General features: G+C 63.9%; 20 protein-coding genes. 4 read left to right on the top strand and 16 right to left on the bottom strand.

Translation table 11 applies throughout. The features are described from left to right. Positions 1–58: 58 nt before the first annotated feature. From ACH9L7_RS08955 to ACH9L7_RS08940, 4 genes are all read right to left on the bottom strand, one after another. A complete protein-coding gene (locus ACH9L7_RS08955) occupies positions 59–679 on the bottom strand; it encodes a winged helix-turn-helix transcriptional regulator (protein ID WP_396610378.1) in 621 nt (206 codons plus the stop codon). A gap of 113 nt (positions 680–792) precedes the next feature. Next, on the bottom strand, positions 793–2,046 hold the full coding sequence (locus ACH9L7_RS08950) for an SPFH domain-containing protein (RefSeq protein ID WP_396610377.1): 1,254 nt from the start codon (positions 2,044–2,046) through the stop codon (positions 793–795). Positions 2,047–2,176: 130 nt separating this feature from the next. Then, on the bottom strand, positions 2,177–2,773 hold the full coding sequence (locus ACH9L7_RS08945; protein WP_396610376.1) for an NfeD family protein: 597 nt from the start codon (positions 2,771–2,773) through the stop codon (positions 2,177–2,179). A 78-nt stretch (positions 2,774–2,851) separates the two neighbouring features. Further along, positions 2,852–3,991 carry a restriction endonuclease gene (locus tag ACH9L7_RS08940; RefSeq protein ID WP_396610375.1) on the bottom strand — a complete coding sequence of 380 codons (1,140 nt, stop codon included), beginning with the start codon at positions 3,989–3,991 and terminating at the stop codon, positions 2,852–2,854. A gap of 2 nt (positions 3,992–3,993) precedes the next feature. Between ACH9L7_RS08940 and ACH9L7_RS08935 the strand changes: the two genes are divergently transcribed. Then, a complete protein-coding gene (locus ACH9L7_RS08935; RefSeq protein WP_396610374.1) occupies positions 3,994–4,152 on the top strand; it encodes a hypothetical protein in 159 nt (52 codons plus the stop codon). Positions 4,153–4,175: 23 nt separating this feature from the next. On the opposite strand, the gene ACH9L7_RS08930 is transcribed toward ACH9L7_RS08935, so the two are convergent. From ACH9L7_RS08930 to pyk, 3 genes are all read right to left on the bottom strand, one after another. Beyond that, a complete protein-coding gene (locus ACH9L7_RS08930; RefSeq protein WP_396610373.1) occupies positions 4,176–5,900 on the bottom strand; it encodes a hypothetical protein in 1,725 nt (574 codons plus the stop codon). A gap of 186 nt (positions 5,901–6,086) precedes the next feature. Beyond that, entirely contained in the window at positions 6,087–6,302 is a 216-nt protein-coding gene (locus ACH9L7_RS08925) for a hypothetical protein (RefSeq protein WP_396610372.1), read from the bottom strand. Between the two features lie 40 nt (positions 6,303–6,342). Then, positions 6,343–8,103, bottom strand: a complete 1,761-nt coding sequence (gene pyk / locus ACH9L7_RS08920; protein ID WP_396610371.1) for a pyruvate kinase — start codon at positions 8,101–8,103, stop codon at positions 6,343–6,345. 162 nt (positions 8,104–8,265) lie between these two features. On the opposite strand from pyk, the gene ACH9L7_RS08915 reads away from it, so the two are divergent. Then, a complete protein-coding gene (locus tag ACH9L7_RS08915) occupies positions 8,266–9,084 on the top strand; it encodes a cytochrome bc complex cytochrome b subunit (RefSeq protein ID WP_396610370.1) in 819 nt (272 codons plus the stop codon). A gap of 10 nt (positions 9,085–9,094) precedes the next feature. On the opposite strand, the gene ACH9L7_RS08910 is transcribed toward ACH9L7_RS08915, so the two are convergent. The 7 genes from ACH9L7_RS08910 to ppsA all read right to left on the bottom strand — a co-directional run bounded on the left by ACH9L7_RS08910 (position 9,095) and on the right by ppsA (position 17,269). Beyond that, complete coding sequence (locus ACH9L7_RS08910; RefSeq protein ID WP_396610369.1) at positions 9,095–9,400, bottom strand: hypothetical protein; 306 nt, start codon at positions 9,398–9,400, stop codon at positions 9,095–9,097. 93 nt (positions 9,401–9,493) lie between these two features. Continuing rightward, positions 9,494–9,799 (bottom strand): hypothetical protein, encoded by a 306-nt coding sequence (locus tag ACH9L7_RS08905; protein WP_396610368.1) that lies wholly within the window; start codon positions 9,797–9,799, stop codon positions 9,494–9,496. 106 nt (positions 9,800–9,905) lie between these two features. Next, positions 9,906–12,029 carry a methionine--tRNA ligase gene (gene metG / locus ACH9L7_RS08900; RefSeq protein ID WP_396610367.1) on the bottom strand — a complete coding sequence of 708 codons (2,124 nt, stop codon included), beginning with the start codon at positions 12,027–12,029 and terminating at the stop codon, positions 9,906–9,908. Positions 12,030–12,282: 253 nt separating this feature from the next. Then, positions 12,283–12,849, bottom strand: coding sequence for a YqaA family protein (locus ACH9L7_RS08895; protein ID WP_396610366.1), 567 nt, complete (start codon positions 12,847–12,849; stop codon positions 12,283–12,285). 44 nt (positions 12,850–12,893) lie between these two features. Further along, positions 12,894–13,967, bottom strand: coding sequence for a tyrosine decarboxylase MfnA (gene mfnA, locus ACH9L7_RS08890; RefSeq protein WP_396610365.1), 1,074 nt, complete (start codon positions 13,965–13,967; stop codon positions 12,894–12,896). An 87-nt stretch (positions 13,968–14,054) separates the two neighbouring features. Then, positions 14,055–14,795 (bottom strand): lysostaphin resistance A-like protein, encoded by a 741-nt coding sequence (locus ACH9L7_RS08885; RefSeq protein ID WP_396610364.1) that lies wholly within the window; start codon positions 14,793–14,795, stop codon positions 14,055–14,057. Between the two features lie 212 nt (positions 14,796–15,007). Then, a complete protein-coding gene (gene ppsA, locus ACH9L7_RS08880) occupies positions 15,008–17,269 on the bottom strand; it encodes a phosphoenolpyruvate synthase (RefSeq protein ID WP_396610363.1) in 2,262 nt (753 codons plus the stop codon). Positions 17,270–17,572: 303 nt separating this feature from the next. Here ppsA and ACH9L7_RS08875 point away from each other — a divergent pair, with 303 nt between their 5' ends. Then, positions 17,573–18,172, top strand: coding sequence for a J domain-containing protein (locus tag ACH9L7_RS08875; protein ID WP_396610362.1), 600 nt, complete (start codon positions 17,573–17,575; stop codon positions 18,170–18,172). A gap of 38 nt (positions 18,173–18,210) precedes the next feature. On the opposite strand, the gene ACH9L7_RS08870 is transcribed toward ACH9L7_RS08875, so the two are convergent. Continuing rightward, positions 18,211–18,990, bottom strand: coding sequence for a MarR family transcriptional regulator (locus ACH9L7_RS08870; protein ID WP_396610361.1), 780 nt, complete (start codon positions 18,988–18,990; stop codon positions 18,211–18,213). A gap of 117 nt (positions 18,991–19,107) precedes the next feature. Between ACH9L7_RS08870 and ACH9L7_RS08865 the strand changes: the two genes are divergently transcribed. Beyond that, on the top strand, positions 19,108–19,854 hold the full coding sequence (locus ACH9L7_RS08865) for a metallophosphoesterase (RefSeq protein WP_396610360.1): 747 nt from the start codon (positions 19,108–19,110) through the stop codon (positions 19,852–19,854). A gap of 21 nt (positions 19,855–19,875) precedes the next feature. On the opposite strand, the gene ACH9L7_RS08860 is transcribed toward ACH9L7_RS08865, so the two are convergent. Beyond that, the gene (locus ACH9L7_RS08860; RefSeq protein WP_396610359.1) at positions 19,876–21,156 is read right to left on the bottom strand and encodes an NAD(P)/FAD-dependent oxidoreductase; all 1,281 of its coding nucleotides are present in this window, start codon (positions 21,154–21,156) and stop codon (positions 19,876–19,878) included. Positions 21,157–21,222 lie beyond the last annotated feature (66 nt).

Here is a 21,222-nt window from a genome sequence, read left to right as displayed (position 1 = left end):
CGACTGCGGAGTTGCATCGCTCGCCGGACAGCGCGCGCTAAAAACGTCAGTTCCCTTCTCAGGGGTCGAATCGAATGAACCCGGCGGCGTCGTTTGCGAACGCCGCGGCGTCGGTGCCGAACGAGTCGGCGTACCGAATCAAGAGCGTGATGACCGTCTCGGGTTCGCGGACCGCGTAGCCATCCTCACGCGAGAGGAGGCCAACCGAATCGAGTTCCTTCGCGTAGGTGCTCACCGTCGCCCGTGAGACGCCGAGCGAGTCGGCGAGTTTACTCCCCGTCGCGTCGGGGTTGCGGAGGAGGAGAATGAGCATGCCGCGCGGCGTGTCGCGGCGGAGGTAGCCGAGGGCGACCTGCTCGTACTCGGAGAACCGGCCAGCGGGGAAGAACCGCTTGTAGTCGCCGTCGCGTCGTACGTCGAGGGTTCCGTCGTCGACGAGGTTCCGGAGGTGGTACTGCGTCTCGCCGGTCCCGAGTTTCAGGTCGTCTCGAACCTTCGAGAAGTGCGCGCCCGGCGTGGCCGCGACGTACCCGACAATCGCATCGCGTGCGTCGCTCGACTTCGACGTGCCATCGTCGTCAGTACCGCCACCGAGGCCGACGAGTGGTGTCGCGGCCCCAAGCGCGGCGAAGCGACGAAGCGTGGCACGCTTGTCTTCATCTATCCGACGGTTCGACATCTACCCGAAATAGGAGGTGGACGGAAGAAAAGCGCTTCGGCATTTCATCCGTCTGAAATTATGATGGTCAGTTATAGTGACTGGTCTGTGTGGAACGACGTGTGCGGGAGTGACTATTCGAGGTCTTTCTCGAACTCCATCGCGTCGCCCGTCTCGTCCTCGTCATCCTCGTCGCCGCCGTCAGCGCTCTCCGAGTTCGACGAGGCCGTGGACTCGTCGGCTTCCGCGACGACTTCGTCTGCGGGTTTGATGTCCTGTTCGTCTTCCTTGTCGGCCTCGGCGATGACCTCGTCGGGCGACTTGATGGTGTTCACCTCGGCACCCGCCTTGATGGCCTCGGCTTCCTGCTCGAGTTGCTCGACGTCCATCTCGGCCGCTTGGTCGATTTGGCCGAGTATCTCTTCGATGTCGTCGAGTCCGATGAGTTCGCGGGTCTCCTCGTCGAATTCGAGGCTGGAGAGGCTTTCGGCGTCTTTCACGTCGGAACCGGTCAGGCCCTTGCCGTAGCGGCCGAGCAGCGACGTGAGTTCCTGCGGGAGGACGAACGTCGTCGATTCGCCCTGACCGATGCGTTCGAGCGTCTCCATGCCTTTGTCGATGATAGCGCGTTCGCCCATCGACTCGGCGGATTTCGCACGGAGGACCGTCGAGATGGCGTCACCCTGCGCTTCGAGAATCTGCGACTGCTTTTCACCTTGTGCGCGGATGATGTTCGACTGCTTTTCACCTTGTGCCTTCTCGACGGCGGAGCGGCGCTCACCCTGCGCTTCGAGAATCATGGCGCGGCGACGGCGCTCGGCGGAGGTCTGTTGCTCCATCGCCTGCTGCACGTCGGCGCTTGGGTTGACTTCGCGGACTTCGACGGACTCGACGCGAACACCCCACTCGTCGGTTGGTTCGTCGAGTTCCTTGCGGATGCGGGCGTTGATTTCCTGTCGCTTGTTGAGCGTGTCGTCGAGTTCCATGTCGCCGAGCACGGCGCGAAGCGTCGTCTGGGCGAGGTTCGAGACGGCGCGCTTGTAGTCGTCGACTTCGAGGAACGCCTTCTTGGCGTCCATGACTTTGATGTAGACGACGGCGTCGGCGGTCACCGGCGAGTTGTCGCGGGTGATTGCTTCCTGCCGCGGCACGTCCAGCGTCTGGGTACGCATGTCGAACGCGTACGTCCGCGAGACGAACGGCGGGATGAAGTTGATACCCGGTTCGAGCAGACGCCGGTACTCACCGAAGACGGTGAGGGCCTTCTTCTCGTAGGCGTCTACGATTTCGACCATCTGGTGCACCGTCACGATGGCGAGTGCGAGGACGAAGAGGCCAATAGCGACACTCCCCAATCCAAGCCCCGCCTGGAGGGCAAGTAGGTCCATACCCCGGTCTAGGGTTGGCCATGTGATAAGTATTCGTGTGGCAGAGCCCCCACGTCTGACGGTTTCGGTACCTCTGGGGGCGAAGGGCGAATCGAAAATCGAGACGCCCGATACTGTCGCGGGCTGTCGGTTAGACTTCTTCTGCGCCTTCGCGTTCCGATTCCCGCTCTTTTTCTTTCTCTTCGGCCCGCCGAAGGCGCTCTCTGGCGAGTTCGCGGTCGATTTCGTCTTGCCCGAGGTCGAGCCCTTCGACGGTCACGACGTTCCCGCCGCCGGGGTCGACGACGACGACTTCGCTTCCAACTTCGAGTTCGCCGTGGACCGAGCGGGCGGCGTAGAAGGGGTTGAACCCGCCTTCGTCGAGTTTTACCTCGCCGCTCGTCGGCGTGACGCGCTCTGTCACACGGCCGGTCTTCCCAGTCAGCGAGGCAGAATCGCTCGTCCGACTCTCGCCTTTGCCCCCGTAGATGTCGAGTTCGCGGTAGCCGTACAGTGCGAGGCCGCCGAACGCGAACACGAGGAGTCCGAGGACGAACGGCGCCGCAAGCGGGGGGAGGAGCAGGCCGACGAGGCCCGCAGCGAGGAGGGCGACGCCGACGACGACGAAGTGTGCACCGGGCACTATCGCTTCGGCGAGTGAGAGGCCCAGTCCGGCGAGGACCAAGAGCAACGGGAGCGTCTCGGGTCCGACGAGACCAGACTGCAACGGAAACGGCGGGTATGCCATAGTGGGTCTAGGGACGTGGCCCGATTAAGGGTTGAGGGTCGAGATGTGTGAACTGCGTCGGGGAAATCAACGGCCAGTTTACGATTCGGTCTGCGGTTCTGCTGGGAGGGAGTCGTCGTACACGAACGCGACGGTGTCTTCGGCAGTTGGTTGGACGACGAGGGTTCCTGTAGTCGTGTCCTCCGGGACGGTGTAGATGGTCCAGACCGTCTTCGACTCGTTGGGCGCGAAGAGGCCGCCACTGAACGAACTCACGTTCTGAAGTGGCTGGTGGCTGTAGCGAACGCTGTCGGACTCGAAGACGACCGCCGATTGCGGAAGCGACCCCGGTGACGTCCTCTGATTAGTGACGTTGAGGGCGACGACGACGAACTGCTCGCCGTCCGGTGCGGTGTAGGTGTTGTTTCCGACTGTTATCGACGATGTCGTCTGGGCGTTCCAGCGGGCGGTCATATCCGCGGACGACGATGATGCCGTCGAGAGCGCGGAGAGCGCGACGCCGTCCGGGCCACCCGAACTGCCGGACCCGTTGACCGCGGGACCGAGGGCGGCCACCGACCCGAGCGCGAGCACGAGAAGAAGGACGGCGACAACGACGACGCGGACGCTCGGTGGCGACCCGGATTTGAGGTCGTCGAGCGAGGAGGGCAGACGGTCGCGTAGCGACCCGCCGCCGGAACTGCCACCGGAACCGCCGCCATCGCTTCCGCCACCGAGGTCGCCGAGTCGCTCGCGAATCGCGTCTAACGGGAGCGATTCGAGCGCGTTTTCGATGGGTTCGGGAAGGTCGAACGGGAGTCCGAACTCGACTTCCGCCGTCTCGTACACGTCGCCGTCGGTGTACTGCTTGACCGACTCCTCCATGGCCTCGTTTTCGACGGTCTCTCCGAGTTCGTCGCGGTCAAGCAGTTTCACGTCGTGGTTCGTCGCGAGGCCGCGAACCTCGTCTGCGTACTCGCCTTGCGTGGCGACGACGACGACATCTATCTGCCGCTTTTTCGCGTGCGCGACGAAGCCGCGAACGTGGTCCTTGGAGACGACGGCTTCTGCGTCCGGGAGGACCAACATCATGCCTTTCGTCCCGTCGGCGCGCTGTCCCTGCACGAGGAAGCGGCCTTCGCCGCGCGGTTGTATCTTCGTCTGCCAGTTTCGCTGCGTCCAGAGGTCAGAGAGGAAGCGAACGAACTGCTTCGCGCCGAGTTCGACAAGTCTCGCCATCAGTGAGTCACCTCGTCGTTGTCACGGTCAGTGTGGTCGGCCACTCCGAGCGGACCTCGATACGGGCGACGACACTCGGTTCGGCTGACCGCACTGCTACGATTGCTCGCCCAGACGCCATCGCGGCGACCGGGTTCGATGCGTCCGTTCCGTCTGGATAGCTTGCTGGGTGACATGGATTCGTTCATTGGCGACTCCTCGCAAGGAGGCCCGCGACGACGAGCGCGACGACCACGAGACCGGGCGAGAACGGAATTCCCGTGTTCGTCTCCGACTCCGAGGGCGCTAGCGGCGTTCGCTCGGTGACGGGGTAGGCCGTTTTCGTCTGGGTCACGGTCTCCTGTACCGCCGGCGCGTCGGTCTGGGTCGCCGTCGGTTGGGCGGTCGGCGTCTTCGCACCGGGTTCGAGGCGAACCATCGCGTCGTCGGCGACGATGCTTCCGTTCGTGCCGTTGGTCCGGTACGGCGGGTCGTCGCTCACGGAGAAGTTCTCGTCGCGGTTCTGGTCGGTGTGGGCGACGGCGAGCAGTTCACCGTCGGCCAACTGACGCCGGTCGAACTCGACGATGACGTTCTCGTGGCTTCCTGGGGGAAGGTAGGCGCTGGTTCCGAGCGGTTCTTCGTCCGCCGTCTCGACGCGAACGAACCCGCCGACAGAGAGCGTCACTTCGCTGACGGTGACGAATGTTCCGTCGGTCTCCTGGTCGACAAAGCGCATCCCGGCGTCGGATTCGAGGAAGCGCATCGTCGTCTCGGTCTGGTCGCGGAGGTTGCGGTCGTTTCCGCGAATCCACAGCGGGAACGTGAGGCCACGGGATTCCGGCGCGAAGGTGAGGTTCTTCCGCAGCGTTCCGTTCTCGGTCACCGTGACCGGGACGAGCTTCAAGAATGGTTGGCCAGGCGCACGAGCACGCACTTCGAGGACAGTGTTGGGCGCGAGCGTCGTTTCGCCGGTGACGTTCACCTGCAGCGCCTCCCACGGGTAGGTCGTCTCGTTGTGGACGTCGATGGAGACGGTTGGCTCGACGAGGTTGACGCGCGACCGAGCGGTGATGGTGTCGTCTTCGACGAGGTCGTTGTGCTCGCCTTCGAGTGTCACCGTGACCTCGTACTCCTCAGTGTCGCCCTCGATGGGGAGTTCGGACGTGTCCCAGACGAGGTACACAATGTCGTTTTCGAAGTCTTCGACGACGGTCGTCCCGTTTTCCGGTGTTGCGAGGAACGACTGTTGTTCGTGATTCGGACGCACTTCGAGCTGGTTCATCGAGATTTCAATGCCGTTGGCAGCCGCTCCACCCGAGACATCACTGGTGTTCAGTGCCGACTCCAGACCGCTCTCGTTGAGTTTGATGACGGCGTAGTCGCCCTGTGCGACCATTTGTCGCTCCGTAATCGACCCCGGAATCGATTCGCTCGTCAGCCCGTCTTCGGAGTCGTTGATGGCTTTCGGGGCGACGTGGGTCTGTGCGGACGTGTTGCCGCGGGGGGTCACTTTGAGTTGTCCGATTGCCCGCTCGACACCACCGATGGTCACGTTCATCACGTACGTCGAAGGTTCGAGTGGCTCGTCGAGCTGGGCCGTGGTAAGAGTGGCACTCCCGCCGCTGACGTAGGCGGACGTGTTGTTGGCGGTCGAATTGTACGTGTCGATGGTGACGGTGGTCGTTCCCGAACCGGAGAGGTTGACCATCAGGTGGTAGCCGTAATCGTCACCGCCGATGTGGAGGGTGCCGGACTCGGAGTGCGAGACAGTAATCTCGACTTCGTCACCGCGGGTGACGGTCGTGACATCGTTCTCGAACGACGCGCTCGGCTCTTCGGCCGCAGCGAGGGAGACTGGAGCCAAGAGCGACGCGACGAGGACCATCACGGCGACGAGTAGCGAGGGGGTGCGGACTGCGTAACTCATGTCGTATGCCCGGTTGGGGTTGACGGCGATTCCAACCGCGAGGATATAAATCAAAAGGCCCGGTTATCAAAATCGGAAATCCGACTCCAGAATACTCCGCGTGAAGGTGGCTTTGTCGGGGTCGTTCGGCCCCGTCAGATGGGGTTTGTGTTCAGCCTTGTCAGAGGGAACTCGTGTTCGCCCCCGTCAGATGGCGTTCGGGAAGATGACTGCGAGGAGCAGTCCGACCGCGAGGAGAACGCCGAGGACGACGAACAGGACGTTCTCAGCGCTCGGCGACCCCGGTTCGATGGGTTCTTGCTCCGGTTGCTGGTCTTCGATAATCCCATCTGGGCCGACCTCGTCGACGCCGAATCGCCAGTCGCCGTCGTCGTCAGCCTCGGAACGAGGGGTACGTGCCATTGTGATTCTCTAGGGAGTACGGTCGGAAAGGGCTACCGCACTAGTTCCGCTCGGTGCGGTCGAAGCCGATGACGTCGCCCTCGTAGACGATGCCGCGTTCCGCGTGGAGCGTCACCATCGTCCCGTCGGAAATCTCCCGCGGGAGCGGCGCGCCGGAAATCATCGGAATGTCGAGTTCGCGGGCGACGAGCGCGGGGTAGCCCGTCATCCCAGCACGGGCATCGACGATGCCAGCGAGTTTCGCAGCGTCACCGTCGAACTCGCCGTCGAAGTCGGCGGCGAGCGAGAGAATCGCGCCTTCCGGGACCTTCGAGAGGTCGCCGTCGCTGGTCCGGTAGACTGGCCCGGCGATGCGGCCGCCGACCACTTTCCGGCCGTTGGCGACGGACTCGGCGGCGACGTGGACCTTGAGCATGTTCGTCGTGTTCGTCCCTTCGAGTTCCGTCATCATCCCGGAGAGAACGACGATGGTGTCACCGGACTCGGCGACGCCGGCGTCGAGCGCGGCCGTGACGGCGTCGTCCATCACGCTCTCGACGCTGGTACTGTAGTCGGAGTACTCGGCGGAGACGCCCCACGAGAGGGAGAGTTGGCGTCGGGTTCGGTCGTTCGGAGTGACGGCGACGACCGGAACACCGGGCCGGAACTTCGCCGTCTTCCGCGCCGTGTACCCGGATTCGGTAACGGCGACGACGGCGGCGGCGTTCACGTCGCGTGCGAGGTAGCGAGCGGAGCGGGCGAGCGCCTCAGTTCGGGAGTTGTCGGCGGCGGTCGGGACGCGCTGTTCTTGGCTCTCGGCGTACTCGGGACTGGCCTCGATCTCTTTGACGATGCGGGACATCGTCTCGACGACGCGGACGGGGTGGTCACCAACGGCTGTCTCGCCAGAGAGCATCACGGCGTCAGTTCCGTCGAGGACGGCGTTCGCAACGTCGGAGGCTTCGGCGCGAGTGGGGCGGCGCGAACGAACCATCGAGTCGAGCATCTCGGTTGCGGTGATGACCGGCACACCGGCGGCCTGTGCCTTTCGGATGGTCCGTTTCTGGATAATAGGGACCTCTTCGAGCGGGCACTCGACACCGAGGTCACCGCGGGCGACCATCACGCCGTGGGCGGCCTCGATAATCTCGTCGAGGTTGTTGACCGCGCCCACGCGCTCGATTTTGGCGATGATGGGGATGTCAGCGCCGAGTTCTTCGAGCGTGTCGCTGATGGTGTACACGTCGACGGCGTCGCGGATGAACGAGGCGGCGACGAAGTCGACTTCCTTCTCGGCGGCGAGTTTCAGGTTCTCGTAGTCGCTGTCGGTGATGAGGTCGATGTCGAGGTCGACACCGGGGACGTTCACACCTTTGCGAGCGCCGAGTTGGCCGCCGGAGACAATCTTCGCGTAGACGGAGTCGTCTTCGACGCGCTCGACGGTCGCTTCGATGCGGCCGTCGTCGAGGAGGACCCTCGCACCCGGTTCTGCAGCGGAGATAGAATACGAGAGGCCGACCGCGTCGGGAGCGGCGTCGTCACCCTCATAGAATCGGACTTCACTTCCCGTTTCGAGATAGATGTCGTCGTCGATGGGAGCGGTTCGTACTTCGGGCCCCTGCAGGTCGAGCATGGCCGCGAGCGGTTCTTCGGTCGTGTCGTCGACAGCGCGAATGCTGTCGATGACCTCCGACCGGTGTTCGACGGTTCCGTGGCTCGCGTTCATCCGTGCGACGCTCATTCCAGCGTCGGCGAGACCACGGATCGTCTCTCGGTCGAAGGAGGATGGACCGAGCGTACAGACGATTTTCGCGTTTCGCATAACCCGCCCTACGGCCGAGAAATAAAAAAGCCCAATGATGAACTCGGTGTCGAGTAATGGGTTCACATACGTACACTATTGAGTCTCTGTCCGCACGACCATCGAATTTGGCATATGTGAACTTGTCGCATCATTTTTGCTCTCGGAGACCAACGTAGGGTCATGCGCCGGACCGACGACTCACTCCGAACCGATGGCGGAGCGGAGGGGGGTGACACGTCTGGGGGGGACAGTTCACCTGCGGGCGACGGTGGCCTACCGACGGGGCCTGTGCCGCCGGACGACGAGACGCCGACGTGGAGCGAGCGGAAGGCGCGCAAGACGGGGCTTGCGCGACTCACCTACGAGTATTTCGAGCGCTCCCGCTACGAGGACCAGACGGTCAGACAGTCCTCCGACTACGTCGAACGCGACGTGCTGGCGTTCCCGACGTGGCCTCACGAGACGGTTCGAAACCTCTCGATTGCGTCGTTCTTCGTCGGCATGATTCTATTCCTCTCGGCGACGATGCCGCCCCACATCGGCGCGCCCGCGAATCCGAGTCAGACGCCAGCCATCATTCTTCCGGACTGGTACCTTTACTGGTCGTTCGGGCTGCTCAAGCTCAACCCGCTGAATCCCGAAGTCGCCATCCTCGGCGGGCAGAAAATCATGGCCGACCGGACTTACGGCGTCCTCGCCAACGGTGTCGTCGTCGGCTTCATCGCCATCGTGCCGTTCCTCAACAAGGGAAGTGCGCGGCGTCCCGTCGAAGAGCCGTTCTGGGCGGCAGTCGGCGTCTTCGGTGTGGTGTTCGCGCTGACGATTAGCCTGCTCGCCATCAAGAACCTCATGCCGCTGGACGTCAACCTGCTTTTCGACCTGACGTTCCTGTTGCCCATCGTCTTCGGGACCATCACCTACGCGGTGCTCAAGACGATGAAAGAGGGCTACATGTACAACCTCAATCGCCGGTACTACCGGCTCAGGCCGCCGAAGTAGGCGTTTGGGGTCAGGGGACCGCCACGCTGGTCCTGTATAGTTTCCCGTCGTACCGAACGTAGCCGGGGTCGATGAACTCGTTTCGGTCCGTTCCTTTGTGAAGTGTCGCGCTCCCGTCGGTTGCGAGCGCTTTTTCGAACACCGATTTTTGATTCGACGAGAGGTTGTCGAACGAGACGGCTCCCTCACCCGTCGGCAGTTCGTCGACCTGTTCGACGGTCAACTGGCCCGTTCCGTTGCTCCCGCCGAGACAGCCCGCGGAGAGGACGACGAGTACCACGACGAGTGACACGACGAGCGAACCGGGGTGTCGCATACCTGACGCTCCTCCGTCATCGCTCAAAGTGACTCCGGTTGCGGCGCGACGTTCGAAAAGAAAACGAGTGTCGAATGCGCCTGTCGCCTCGGTTCAGTTCGACGTAACCGTCGTTTTGTAGATTCCGCCGTCGTATCGGACGTATCCGGGGTCGACGAACTCGTTTCGAGCGGCCTCGTTCGGGAGTTCAACGCCCTCACCGGTCCGGAGCGCCTCTCGGAAGGCCTCGCGCTGGTCGGGGTCGAGGTTGTTGAACGAGACGGCACCCTGTCCCTGCGGGAGTTCGTCTACCTGTTCGACGGTCAGCATCCCTGCGGACCCGCCCAGTATTCCGAACGCGAGCACGGCCACGACGGCCACGACGACGACACCGACGACGGTTCGGCCATCGACTTTCATAGCCACCGCTCGGCAGTCAGGACAGATATCGGCTCCGAAACTGTGCTCGGATTCGAATCGAAACTCTCGCTCGAAGGTGAGTACTGAAATCTCGCGTGCAGGCGAGTTACTGGACCTTCGTGCCGGGGACGGCGTCGTCGTAGGTCGTCAGCAGGTCGGCCTGCTCGCCAGCGGCGAGGAGCATGCCGTTGGACTCGGTGCCGAACAGTTCAGCCTTTTCGAGGTTGGCAACGATGATGACCTTCTTTCCGGTCAGTTCCGAGAGGTCGTGCAGTTGCTTGATACCGGCGACGATTTGGCGCTCTTCGACGCCGATGTCGACGGTCAACTTTGCGAGTTTGTCGGCACCGTCGATGCCCTCGGCGTCGAGAATCTCGCCGACGCGGAGGTCGAGATTCTGGAACTCCTCGAAGGAGATGCGGTCGTCGGCGATGGGTTCGAGGTCAGAGTCAGCTTCCATATCGTCGTCTGCGCCCGCCTCTGACTCGTCGCTTTCGGATTCCGTCGCGGCGACACGCTCGTCGAGCTTTTCGTTGAGTTCCTCGACGCGCTCGTCTTCGATTTTCTCGAAGAGTGCCTCGGGTTCGTCGAACGACGCGGGTGGCACCTCGAATACGGCGTCGGTGCCAACGTCCGCGACAGCGCCCTCTTCGCCGAGTTGCTCCCAGAGCGCCTGCATCTTGTCGGGTGCGACGGGCTGGAAGAGGACGGCCACGGCCTTCGCAATCTGGACGCAGTCGCGGATGACCTGCGCGGCGGTCTCGGGGTCCTCGTCGGTGAGCTTCCACGGTTCGTTCCGCTGGATGTACTCGTTGCCGAACTGCGCGAGGCGAACCGCGGCGTTGCCGGACTTCCGAATCGAGTAGTCGTTGAGGCCCGCTTCGAACTCCACGACGGCCTCCTCGATACGGTCGCGGACTTCGGCAGACAGGTCCGCCTCGGGCGTCCCCTCGAAGTTGCGGTAGGCAAAGAGCATCGACCGGTAGAGGAAGTTGCCGACGGTTCCGACGAGTTCGTTGTTTACGCGCTCTTGGAACTTCGACCACGAGAAGTCGACGTCCTGCTGGAACCCGCCGTTGGTGGCGAGGTAGTAGCGAAGCAGGTCGGGGTGGAAGCCCTCGTCGAGGTACTCGTCGGCCCAGACGGCGCGGTTGCGGGACGTCGAAAAGCCCTTGCCGTTGAGCGTAATGAACCCGGAGGCCATGACAGCGCGCGGTTCGGTGTAGCCCGCGCCCTTGAGCATCGCTGGCCAGAAGACGGTGTGGTGCTGGATGATGTCGCGGCCGATGATGTGAACGATGTCACCGCCGGACGAGGTCCGGCGAGCCTCCGAATCCTCGCCGGATTCAGAGACACCGGACTCCTTCCACGCCTGCTCCCAGTCGAAGGTGTCGGCACCGACGCGCTCTGTGTACTGCTTCGTCGAGGCGATGTACTCGATTGGGGCGTCCACCCAGACGTAGAGGACGAGTTCGTCCTCTTCGTCGCCGGGGTAGTCGATACCCCAGTCCATGTCACGGGTGATACACCAGTCCTGCAGTTCGCCTTCGATCCAGTCTCGCGGCTGGTTCTGGGCGTTCGAGGTCCCTTCGAGGCGGTCGATGAACTCCTGAAGGTACTCTTGCAGGTCGGAGACGGCGAAGAACTTGTGTTTGCGTTCGCGGTACTCTGCGGGGTTGCCGGTGCGAACCGAAGTCGGGTTCTCGATTTCGCCGGGTTCGAGGTGGCGACCACAGCCTTCGTCACATTCGTCGCCGCGGGCGTGTGCGCCGCAGTACGGACAGGTCCCCTCGACGTAGCGGTCAGGGAGCCACTGGTCTGCGTCAGGGTCGTAGGCGACCGGAATCTCCTTTTCGTAGACGTAGCCCTCGGCTTCGAGGGTGCGGACGATTTCCTGTGTCAGTTCGGTGTTCGTCTCGTCGTGCGTGTGGCCGTAGTTGTCGAAGTCGATGTTGAAACGTGGGAACGTCACCTTGTACTTCTCGTGGTGGCGAAGCGCGAACTCCTCGGGCGTGACGCCTTCATTCTCGGCGTTGACGGCGACTGGGGTGCCGTGCATGTCGGACCCGCTGACGAAGGCGGTCTCTTGGCCGAGTGTTCGCAGCGAGCGACTGTAGATGTCGCCGCCGACGTACGTTCGAAGGTGGCCGATGTGGAGGTCGCCGTTGGCGTAGGGCAACCCGCACGTCACCACCGCTGGGTTCTGTGTCGGAAAGTCCTCGTGGCTCATATATGTCGTGTATCTCGGATGCGGGCCTAAAGCCCGCCGGTACGGATGCGTCTAGCAGTCGATGCGGAGACGGCCCGGGGTTCGCCGGGTTCGGACTCGCCGTGTGTTACCGCGACGAGCGCCGAGAACGGGTCCACCCGTGGCTAAAAGGAAGTGCGCATGCGCATGTTGTCGGGGAGGCCCGTCGCTGTCACATCGGGAAGAAGAGCGAGAGTGAATATAAAAGGTGCGGCTACAGTAGATTCGGATAGGTTCAGATAACCGCCGCGATAGCCTCGATACCGGCGAGCGTCACGATGAGACGGCCACACGACCCGACGAACGTCGCCGCGGCGAACTTAACGTAGTCGTCTTCGAGGACGGCGAAGGCGTAGATGGAGAGCGTGTCGGGAAAGCCGGGAACACAGAGCGCGGCGGCGAGACCGGCGAAGCCCCAGTTCTGGGCGATTTGGACCGCCTGCCGCTCGGACCACCCCATCACGTCCACCGGGAGTCGTTGGAGAAACCGCTCGAAGTAGCCCGACTCTTTCGTCTCGCGGCCGATGTGGAACGCGAAGACGCTGCCCGCCGCCTTTCCAGCGCCGCTGACGAGGATGATGAGCGCGAGGCGGAGCCCACGGGACAATCCGAGGTCGAGGGGTGCCGCGAGAACGATTTCGCTCACGCCGGGGAGGGCAAAGGCGATGAGGAACGAGTAGACGAAGATGATGGCCAATCCGACCCACCCGGTCGCCGTCTCGACGAGTGAAGCGAGCCACGAGAAGTCGGGAAAGAGGCCCAACGCCAAATCAGTGAGCGATACGAACGCGGCGAGTGTCACACCAGAGGGTCACAACTAGGCGGTTGTAAGCTTTCAGGTTCGGGTTAGTTGCGAACCGGGCCTCGTGCGATATCGTCGAGGTCTGCGAGGAACGCCCGAAGCGACTCGCGGGTGACGTGCGGCATGCACACGACGCGGAGTTCGCCGGAGGCGGTCCGCGAGATGCGCCACCCGAGGTCCCGAAGCGACTCGAATTCGGGTTCAGGGAGGCGAGCGGCCACCAACGGCAGTTCCGGTTCGACAGCGTCGTAGCCGCGCGTGACGAGTTCGTTGTAGAACCAGTTCGCATTCGCCTGCTGGCGTTCGTACGTCTCGCGGTAGCCGTCGGGCCACAGTTCGCGCATCGCGGCCGCGGCGGACGCGACGCCAGCACCGCTTCGCGTTCCGGTGAGACTCGCCTGCGACGCGGATTCGAGATACGGCGTGTCGACTGCCAGCGCGTCCAGCACCTCCTTGTTCCGGAAGAGGAGGCCGCCCGCGGGGACGACCGCCTGCCCGTACTTGTGAGGGTCGATGGTCATGGAATCGACCGGCGCGTGGGCGAACGACCACTCGTGGTCGGTAAAGGGGAGGATAAAGCCGCCCCACGCGGCGTCGACGTGCATGAGCGCGCCAGCGTCGTGTGCGATGTCGGTGAGTTCTGGAATCGGGTCGACGCGGCCGAACTCGGTGGTTCCGGCGACGCCCGCGACGAGAACCGTGTGGTCGTCCACCGCTTCGCGGACCGCCTCGATGTCGGCCCGGTAGTCTGAACCCACTGGGACGATTCGCAACTCGACGCCGAGCACGTCGGCGGCCTTCTGGAAGCTAAAGTGGATGCTCTCGGGGGCGACGACGTTCGGGTCGTCGTCTCGGATGAGGTTTCGCGCGGCTCGAATCGCCTGAATATTCGCCTCTGTCCCGCCGCTGGCGATGTAGCCGTGTGGGTCGTCGAGGCCGGTTATCTCCCCGAGGGACGCGAGGGCGTCCTCCTCCTGGGCGGCCACTGCCTGATAGGTGGCTGGGTCGCCGGGATTCGTCGCCAGAAATCGTTCTGCGGCCTCGCGGGCGGCCGGATGTGGCTTGGTACACATCGACGAGAGGACGCGGTCGAACTGTTGCGGTGCCGCGCGCTGCATGCATCCCTGTATATGGGCACCCAGTATATCGGTTCCGCTCCATTGCGACGGTGTGGCTCACCCCGTGATACATGTCGAGCGGCAGGCTCACCCTGTCACGAGCGTCGAGAGAAACAGCGTCGCGTTGTAGAGCGCGTGGACCGCGATTGGTGCGACGAGGTTGTCAGTGCGCTCGTAGACGGTCCCAAGGACTGCGCCGACGAGAAACAGCGTCGCAAGCGGGACGAGCACGAGGACGCCGCCGCCGACGAAGTTGAAGACGTGGAGCGACGCGAAGAGAGCGCTGGCGAGACCGATAGCACCGACGGGACCGAACGTCGCCCGCAGTCGCCCCTGAACCGCGCCGCGAAACAGCAGTTCCTCGGCGGGCGCGATGACGACGATAGACAGGAGCGCGAGCGCGACGAGCAACCCCGGGTTTGCTTCCGCTGCATCGCCGACGACCGACTGAAGCGGACTGAGGTCGACGAACGTCGATGCCACGACAAGAAGCGACACGGCACCGAAACTTCCGAGCAGTCCGAGACCGACCCACTGCAAGTCGTGCCGTGTGGGGACGCGAACGGGCACCCCGTCGAGAAGAGTCACGGTGGCGAGGATGCCGACGGTGGCGAACGCCAGTTGCGACGGTATCAACGCGGCGAGCAGGACGACACTCGGACTCTCCGCCAACGGGATACCGAGGGCAACGAGCGGAACGAACACCGCGAGGGTAAGGACGATTCCGAGGAGGAGACTGGTGACGACGAGTGCGATAGCGACGGCAACGGCGCGAAGGTGGGCGACGATACCCGCTCGGGCGGCGGTTGACTCGGCGGAAGAGGACATCGGAGAATCACAGACCTCACGGTACGAAGAGACGGGCGAGACGGACAAAAAGGCGAGCCTCGGTTTCGTGGGCGATTCGTGCTGACGCGAATGTGAGAGCGACGTGCGCGTCAGTGTGTGCGGGGAGAGCGCGTCCCGGTGAGAGGGGAGAGCGCGTCCCGGTGAGAGGGGAGAGCGCGTCCCGGTGAGAGGGGAGAGCGCGTCCCGAGGCCTCAGCGGACCGAGTCGAGGAGGAGACGCTGCTCGACGCGCTTGACCTCGTGTTGTACGTCACGGACGGCGTCGATGTTGGCCGAGATGGAACTGACGCCGTTGTCGACGAGGAACTGGACCATCTTCGGTTTCGAACCGGCCTGGCCGCAGATACTCGTCTTGACGCCCTCTTCGCGGCACGCTTCGATGGTGTCGCCGATGAGTTTGAGCACGGCCGGGTGGAGTTCGTCGTAGAGGTCGGCGACGTGCTCGTTGTTGCGGTCCACCGCGAGGGTGTACTGCGTCAGGTCGTTCGTCCCGAAGGAGGCGAAGTCGATGCCCACGTCGGCGAGTTCGCGGATGCCGAGCGCCGCGGCCGGAGTTTCAATCATGACACCCCACTCGCGCTTTTCGGGGTCGATACCCGCTTCTATCATGTGCTCTTTCGCCTGCAACACGTCTTCGGCGTCGTTGACGAGGGGGAACATGATTTCGACGTTGTCGTACCCCATGTCGAAGAGTCGCCGGAACGCGTCGAGTTCGAGGCGGAAGACGCTCGGGTTGTCGAGGCCGCGGCGGATGCCACGGAACCCGAGCATCGGGTTGTGCTCGCGCGGTTCGTTCTCGCCGCCTTCGAGTTGGCGGAACTCGTCTGTCGGCGCGTCGAGGGTGCGAACCCGGACGGGTCGCGGGTAGAACTCCTCTGCGACCTCACGAACGCCGGAGATAATCTCGTCGACGTAGGCGCGCTCGCCGTTCTGCTCGATGTAGCGCTCGGGCGTCTTGCCGAGCGTCAGCACCATGTGCTCGATGCGGAGCAGGCCGACACCGTCTGCGCCGGTCGCTGCGGCGCGTTCCGCGGCTTCCGGAATCGAGACGTTGACCTTGACCTCCGTCGCAGTCATCGGCTTGACGGGCGTCTTGGGACGTGCTTCCTCGACGGGTTGGCGCTGTTTCTCTTCGGGTTCCTCGCCCTCGCGGATGGTCCCCTTGTCGCCGTCGATGGTGATGACATCGCCGTCGGAGATGGTCGCGGTTGCGTCGCCGGTACCGACAACGGCGGGAACGCCGAGTTCGCGCGAGACGATAGCGGCGTGGGAGGTCATGCCGCCCTCGTCGGTGACGATGCCGGCGGCACGCTTCATCGCGGGCACCATGTCGGGCATCGTCATCTCGGTCACGATGATGTCGCCTTCGCCCACCTGGTCGAGGTGGTCGAGTTTCGTGACGATGCGGGCGCGACCCGAAGCGATGCCGGGGCTTGCGCCGAGACCACGCAGGAGCACGTCGCCGTTACCGGTCGAGGACGATTCCGTGGTTTCCGAATCGTCTTCCTCGCCCGAAATCGTCGTAATCGGGCGCGACTGGAGCATGTACACTTCGCCCTCGTAGACGGCCCACTCGACGTCCTGCGGTGCGTCGTAGTGGTCTTCGACCAGTTCGCCGAGTTCGACGAGTCTGTCGAGTTCCGCGTCCGAGAGGACGCGTGCGTGGCGCTTTTCGTTCGGCACCTCGCGGTCGACGGTTTCGCCGGTCTCCTCGTCGCGGATGCACATCATCTTCTTGTCGGCGATGGTGGCCGTCTCCACCTCGCCGGTCTCGCGACTGACGACGTAGTTGTCGGGCGAGACGGTGCCGGAGACGACGGCTTCGCCGAGGCCCCATGCGGCTTCGACGATGACCTGTTCGTCGCCCGTCGAGGGGTGCCGCGTGAACATCACACCAGACTTCTCGGAGTCGACCATTTGCTGGACGACGACCGCGATATCGACCTTGTCGTGGGGGAAGCCCTTCCGGTTGCGGTAGTAGATTGCGCGCTCGGAGAACAGGGACGCCCAGCACTCCTTGACGCGCTCGAGGAGGTCGTCCTCGGTGACGTTGAGGAACGTCTCTTGCTGCCCCGCGAAGGAGGCGTCAGGAAGGTCTTCCGCCGTCGCCGAGGACCGAACCGCGACGAAGGCGTCTCCCTCACCGAGACTCCCGTAGGCGTCGAGAATCTCCTCGCGCACACTCTCGGGCATCGGCGCCTCCATGATGAGGTCGTGTGCTGCCTCGTGAGCCGCTTTCAGCGCCGCAGAGTCTTCGTGGTCGACGTCAACCGCGGAGAAGAGTTCGTCGTCGATTCCCGAGTCCTCGATGAAGGAACGGTACGTGCCCGCCGTTACGACGAACCCCGGCGGGACCGGAAGCCCCGCGCTCGTGAGTTCGCCCAGTGACGCGCCTTTGCCGCCGACCAGGTCAAGGTCGTCGGACCGTACGTCGTCCAGCCAGACTACAGCCATGTGGTATCAGTATGGTCCCACACACCGATAAAGAAGTTTGCGAACGTCACATGAGTGAATAAAAACTCACTCGGAGGCGAGTATGAAATTGTTGCTCGAACCGAAATTCGGGCGTTTCGGGCCACAGAGCGGCCATCGACGCGAGTCGCACAGAATACTTCCTCGTTGTTCGTGTGGAAAGCCAATGTATCTTTGGATTCGACTAGATAGTCCGGTCGAACACACTGTCCGTTCGTCCGAGGGAAGCAACAGGGAAGCGGGGTCGGCGAGGGGTTCTTAGTCGTTCACCGCGTTATTTCTAGCGTGTTCCCGGAGTGGACAGTTCTGCTCCCGTCGTGGCTCGTCGTCGGCCTCGTAGTGGGTGCAGCGACCTCTGTTGTGGTCGCCGGAATCTTCGTCGTCGGCAACCGCCTCTTTCCGGAGCCACAGGTCTCCGCTGCGACCCGAGTCGACGGCGTCGGTCGTCGCCGCCACGAAATCCGCGACTACCTCGCCGCTATCGACGAGCAATTCGTCGAAGACTGGTCCATCCACGGCGAGGAAATCGCGTTCTACCTCCCCGAGCGAGGGGTCGCCATCACGTTCGACGCACAGGCGTTCTTCCGCCTCGAACGGGCCGGGGTCTACACCGTACTGTGCGAACACGAGATGCCGGGCCACCAACTCGGACGGCGACTCCCGTTCGACGTGCCAACCATCGAACCGGAACTGTCTGACTTCGACGACCCCGTCTCGGCAGCGTTCGACAGACTGGGTGTCTCTCCGAACGCGTCCACCAGTACGGTCCGAGATGCGTATCGGAATCAGGTAAAAGACGTTCACCCCGACCACGGCGGCGACAGTGAGAGTTTCCGCCAACTCCGCGAGGCGTACGCGATGGCGCGCGACCACGCCGAGGACTGATTCTTCGAGAAGGGGGCCGCCCACCTCCGAAAAGGAGCCTACGGTTCTGTCACTTCGAACATCACGCCCGCGTCACGGAGTGCATCCGTCACGCGCCCGGCGGCGTCGGTGCTGGCGACGACGACGGCGTCGAGGCCGCGAGCGGCGGCGTCCGCGGCGACCTCACCCGGTGCGAACCACGTCGTGAGGTCGACGTTCGCTCGTCGGCAGGCGACGACCGCTTCGACGCCGCTGGCGACGACGATATCCGCATCGTCGCAACTCGCCGCGAGCGCATCAAGGTCGGCCTCAGCGCTCCCGCCGAGTCGTGCCGGTTGAAGTTGCAGGACACGCACGGTTCCGGGTTCCATTTCGATGACGCCCTCGAACCCGGTGACGCTCACGTCGCCGCCCGCCTCCGCGTCGGTAGTTGCGACGCCGATTGCCGGCCCTTCCTCGCCGGGTTCGGCGTGGAGGAGACCGTCTCGAATCGAGAGCGTCACTGTCTCGCCCGAGGAGATGTCGTCGGTCGCAATGTAGGCGTCCTCGTTGACGCTCTCTAAGACGTCGTCTGTGACGTGTTCGGCGAAGCGCTGGAGGGCGCGAACCTCCTGAAAGAGCCAATCGACGCCCTGTTTGGTCACGCGATAGCGCGAGCGCCCCTCCTTTTCGACCAGTCCGTCCTCGACGAGACCGCGGATGTACTCGGAGACTGCCTGACTTGTCACGCCGACCGCCTCGGCAATCTCGCCTTGGCTCACGGCGGGTTGGCGTTCGGCAATCTCGGCGAGGATGCGGAGTCTCGTCGCTGTTCGCTTGTCCTCGAGGGGGCCGCTCATAACCCGATTGACGGACCCGTCTCCTAAAAAGGCCCCCGCTCCGCCGCCGTCGGGCCGCTCGATTCGTCGCTTTTGTGTGGCGGAGCGCCTTTGTCCGCGCCACCCCTCCTACTGAGCGTGCTCAGTCTCGCCGTGCGTGACCGCGCCATCTACCTCCCGACTGCCGACGCCCTCGTCCTTTCTGACCTCCACGTCGGACGCGCCGAAGCGCCGGACGTGTCGTACCCGCTTGGCGAGCGCACGGACCTCTCACAACGCCTCGCGGCCCTCTGCGAGGAGTTCGACCCCCGTGAGGTCGTCTTTGCCGGTGACGTGCTCCACCGATTCGACCGCGTTTCAGACCGTGCTGTCGAGACGGTCGAACTGCTCGCGGAGACGTGCCGAGACGCCGGGTCGCGTCCCGTGTTCGTCGCGGGCAACCACGACACGATGCTCGCCGAGGTGTGGTCGAGCGACGACCACGACGAGAAGCAGTCGGCCAACCTCCACGACGAGAAGCAGTCGGCCGACCTCCACCACGAGTACCGACTGGACGACAATTCATTGATTTCACACGGCCACCGCCACCCGGACGGGTCGTCTCACCTGCACGTCGTCGGCCACGACCACCCGACTCTCACAATCGACGGCCGAACGCGGCCGTGCGTCCTCTACGGTCCCGAGGCGTATCGCGGCGCGGACGTGTTGATGCTCCCGGCGTTTACCCGACTCGCGGGCGGCGTCGAGGTAAATCAGATGCGCGCTGCCGACTTCCAGTCACCGATGGTACAAGACGTGGGCGCGTTTCGGCCGCTCGTTCGCGACGAGGAAGCTGGCGAGACGCTCACGTTTCCGCCGTTGGAGAAACTGCGGCGGTTGCTCTGAGGTCCGACAGAGGCGAGCAGGTCAGTTCGTGAGGTCTCGAGTGATGGCTTCGGCTGCCTCACGGCCGCTCCGTATCGCGCCTTGAATCGACGACCACGCGGTGTAGTCACCCGCGAGGTAGGCCCGCCCGGCGGGGTCGCGGGTGTCGGGAAGTGAATCGTGAACGCCCGGCGGTTGGGAGAACTGCGCGAACGAGACGTAGTCGGTGTGGAGTCGTTCGAGGTTGGGGAAGTAGCGCTCGGGATACCACGCTTCGAGCGTTCGGCGCGTCTGCTCGAACAGGGCTTCTTCGGACTCGTCCTGTACGGCCGACCCAAGGAACGTCGCGCTCAGGAGTTCCATCCCGTCGGGGGCGTACTCGGGTGCGACGGTCGAAAGTGGGACGATTGTGTTAGGGTCGGGGTCGGCCGCATTGAGCATAATTCGTTTGCCCGCGTCCAGCCCGCTGTCGGCGGGTAGCGTGTAGTATTGGGTGACGCACCCGCGCGCCTCGTTCGGAATCGACTCGACGCCCGTCAGTCGCCGCGCTTCCTTCGGGTCGGTCGCAACGACGACCGCATCGGCTGCTATCGACTCGTAGCCGGTGGTGACGACTGCACCGTCAGCATCGCCGCGAAGCGACTCCACGCGCTCGCCGAGACGAATCGTCGCCCCTTCATCGCGGGCGGCCGCCGCGAGCTGTTCAGGAATCGCCTGCATCCCCTCGGCGGGGACTGCGGTCGACCCAGTCGAGAGCATTTTGAAGGTGTACTCGAAGACGCGTTTCGACGTGGAAAGCGACCGGTCGAGGGTGATGCCGCCGTAGAAGGGCGCGACGAAGTGTTCGATGAAGTCCTCGGAGAAGCCCCAGTCACGGAGGTGGTCGCGGATGCTCCGGTCGGGAGCGTCGAATATCTCGGCCTCGTCGCGCGTACTCACGTCCTGTCTGAGCGCGAGGGTTCGGAGTTTGTCGCTCATCGTGACCTCCGGGTTTCGGAGGGAGTCGAACAGGCTCTCGATGTCCCGGAACGGGTCGGAGAGCACGGACCGCCGACTCGGCCGACAGATGGTCGCCCCCGGCGTGAACCGCCGCAGGTCGAGGGCGTCGAGGTCGAGTTCGCGTCGGACCTCGGGGTAGTCGGTCAAGAGGACCTGAAACCCGCGGTCGAGGGTGTAGCCGTCTTTCGTCCGGGTTCGGACGCGACCGCCGACTTCGTCACGGCGTTCGACGACGGTGACCTCGGCCCCGTCGGTGGCGAGGTGCCGCGCGGCGACGAGCCCCGCGAGTCCCGCGCCGACGACCACGATGTGACTATCGTCCATACCCCGTCTCTTGGACGGACGACACAAAGCCCCTGCGGGTGTCCGCCATCGGCCGACGAGAAGGGC

It is taken from the genome of Haloferax sp. S1W, from assembly GCF_044593955.1.
Lineage (GTDB): Archaea > Halobacteriota > Halobacteria > Halobacteriales > Haloferacaceae > Haloferax.
This window is presented reverse-complemented; position numbering and strand designations above follow the sequence as displayed.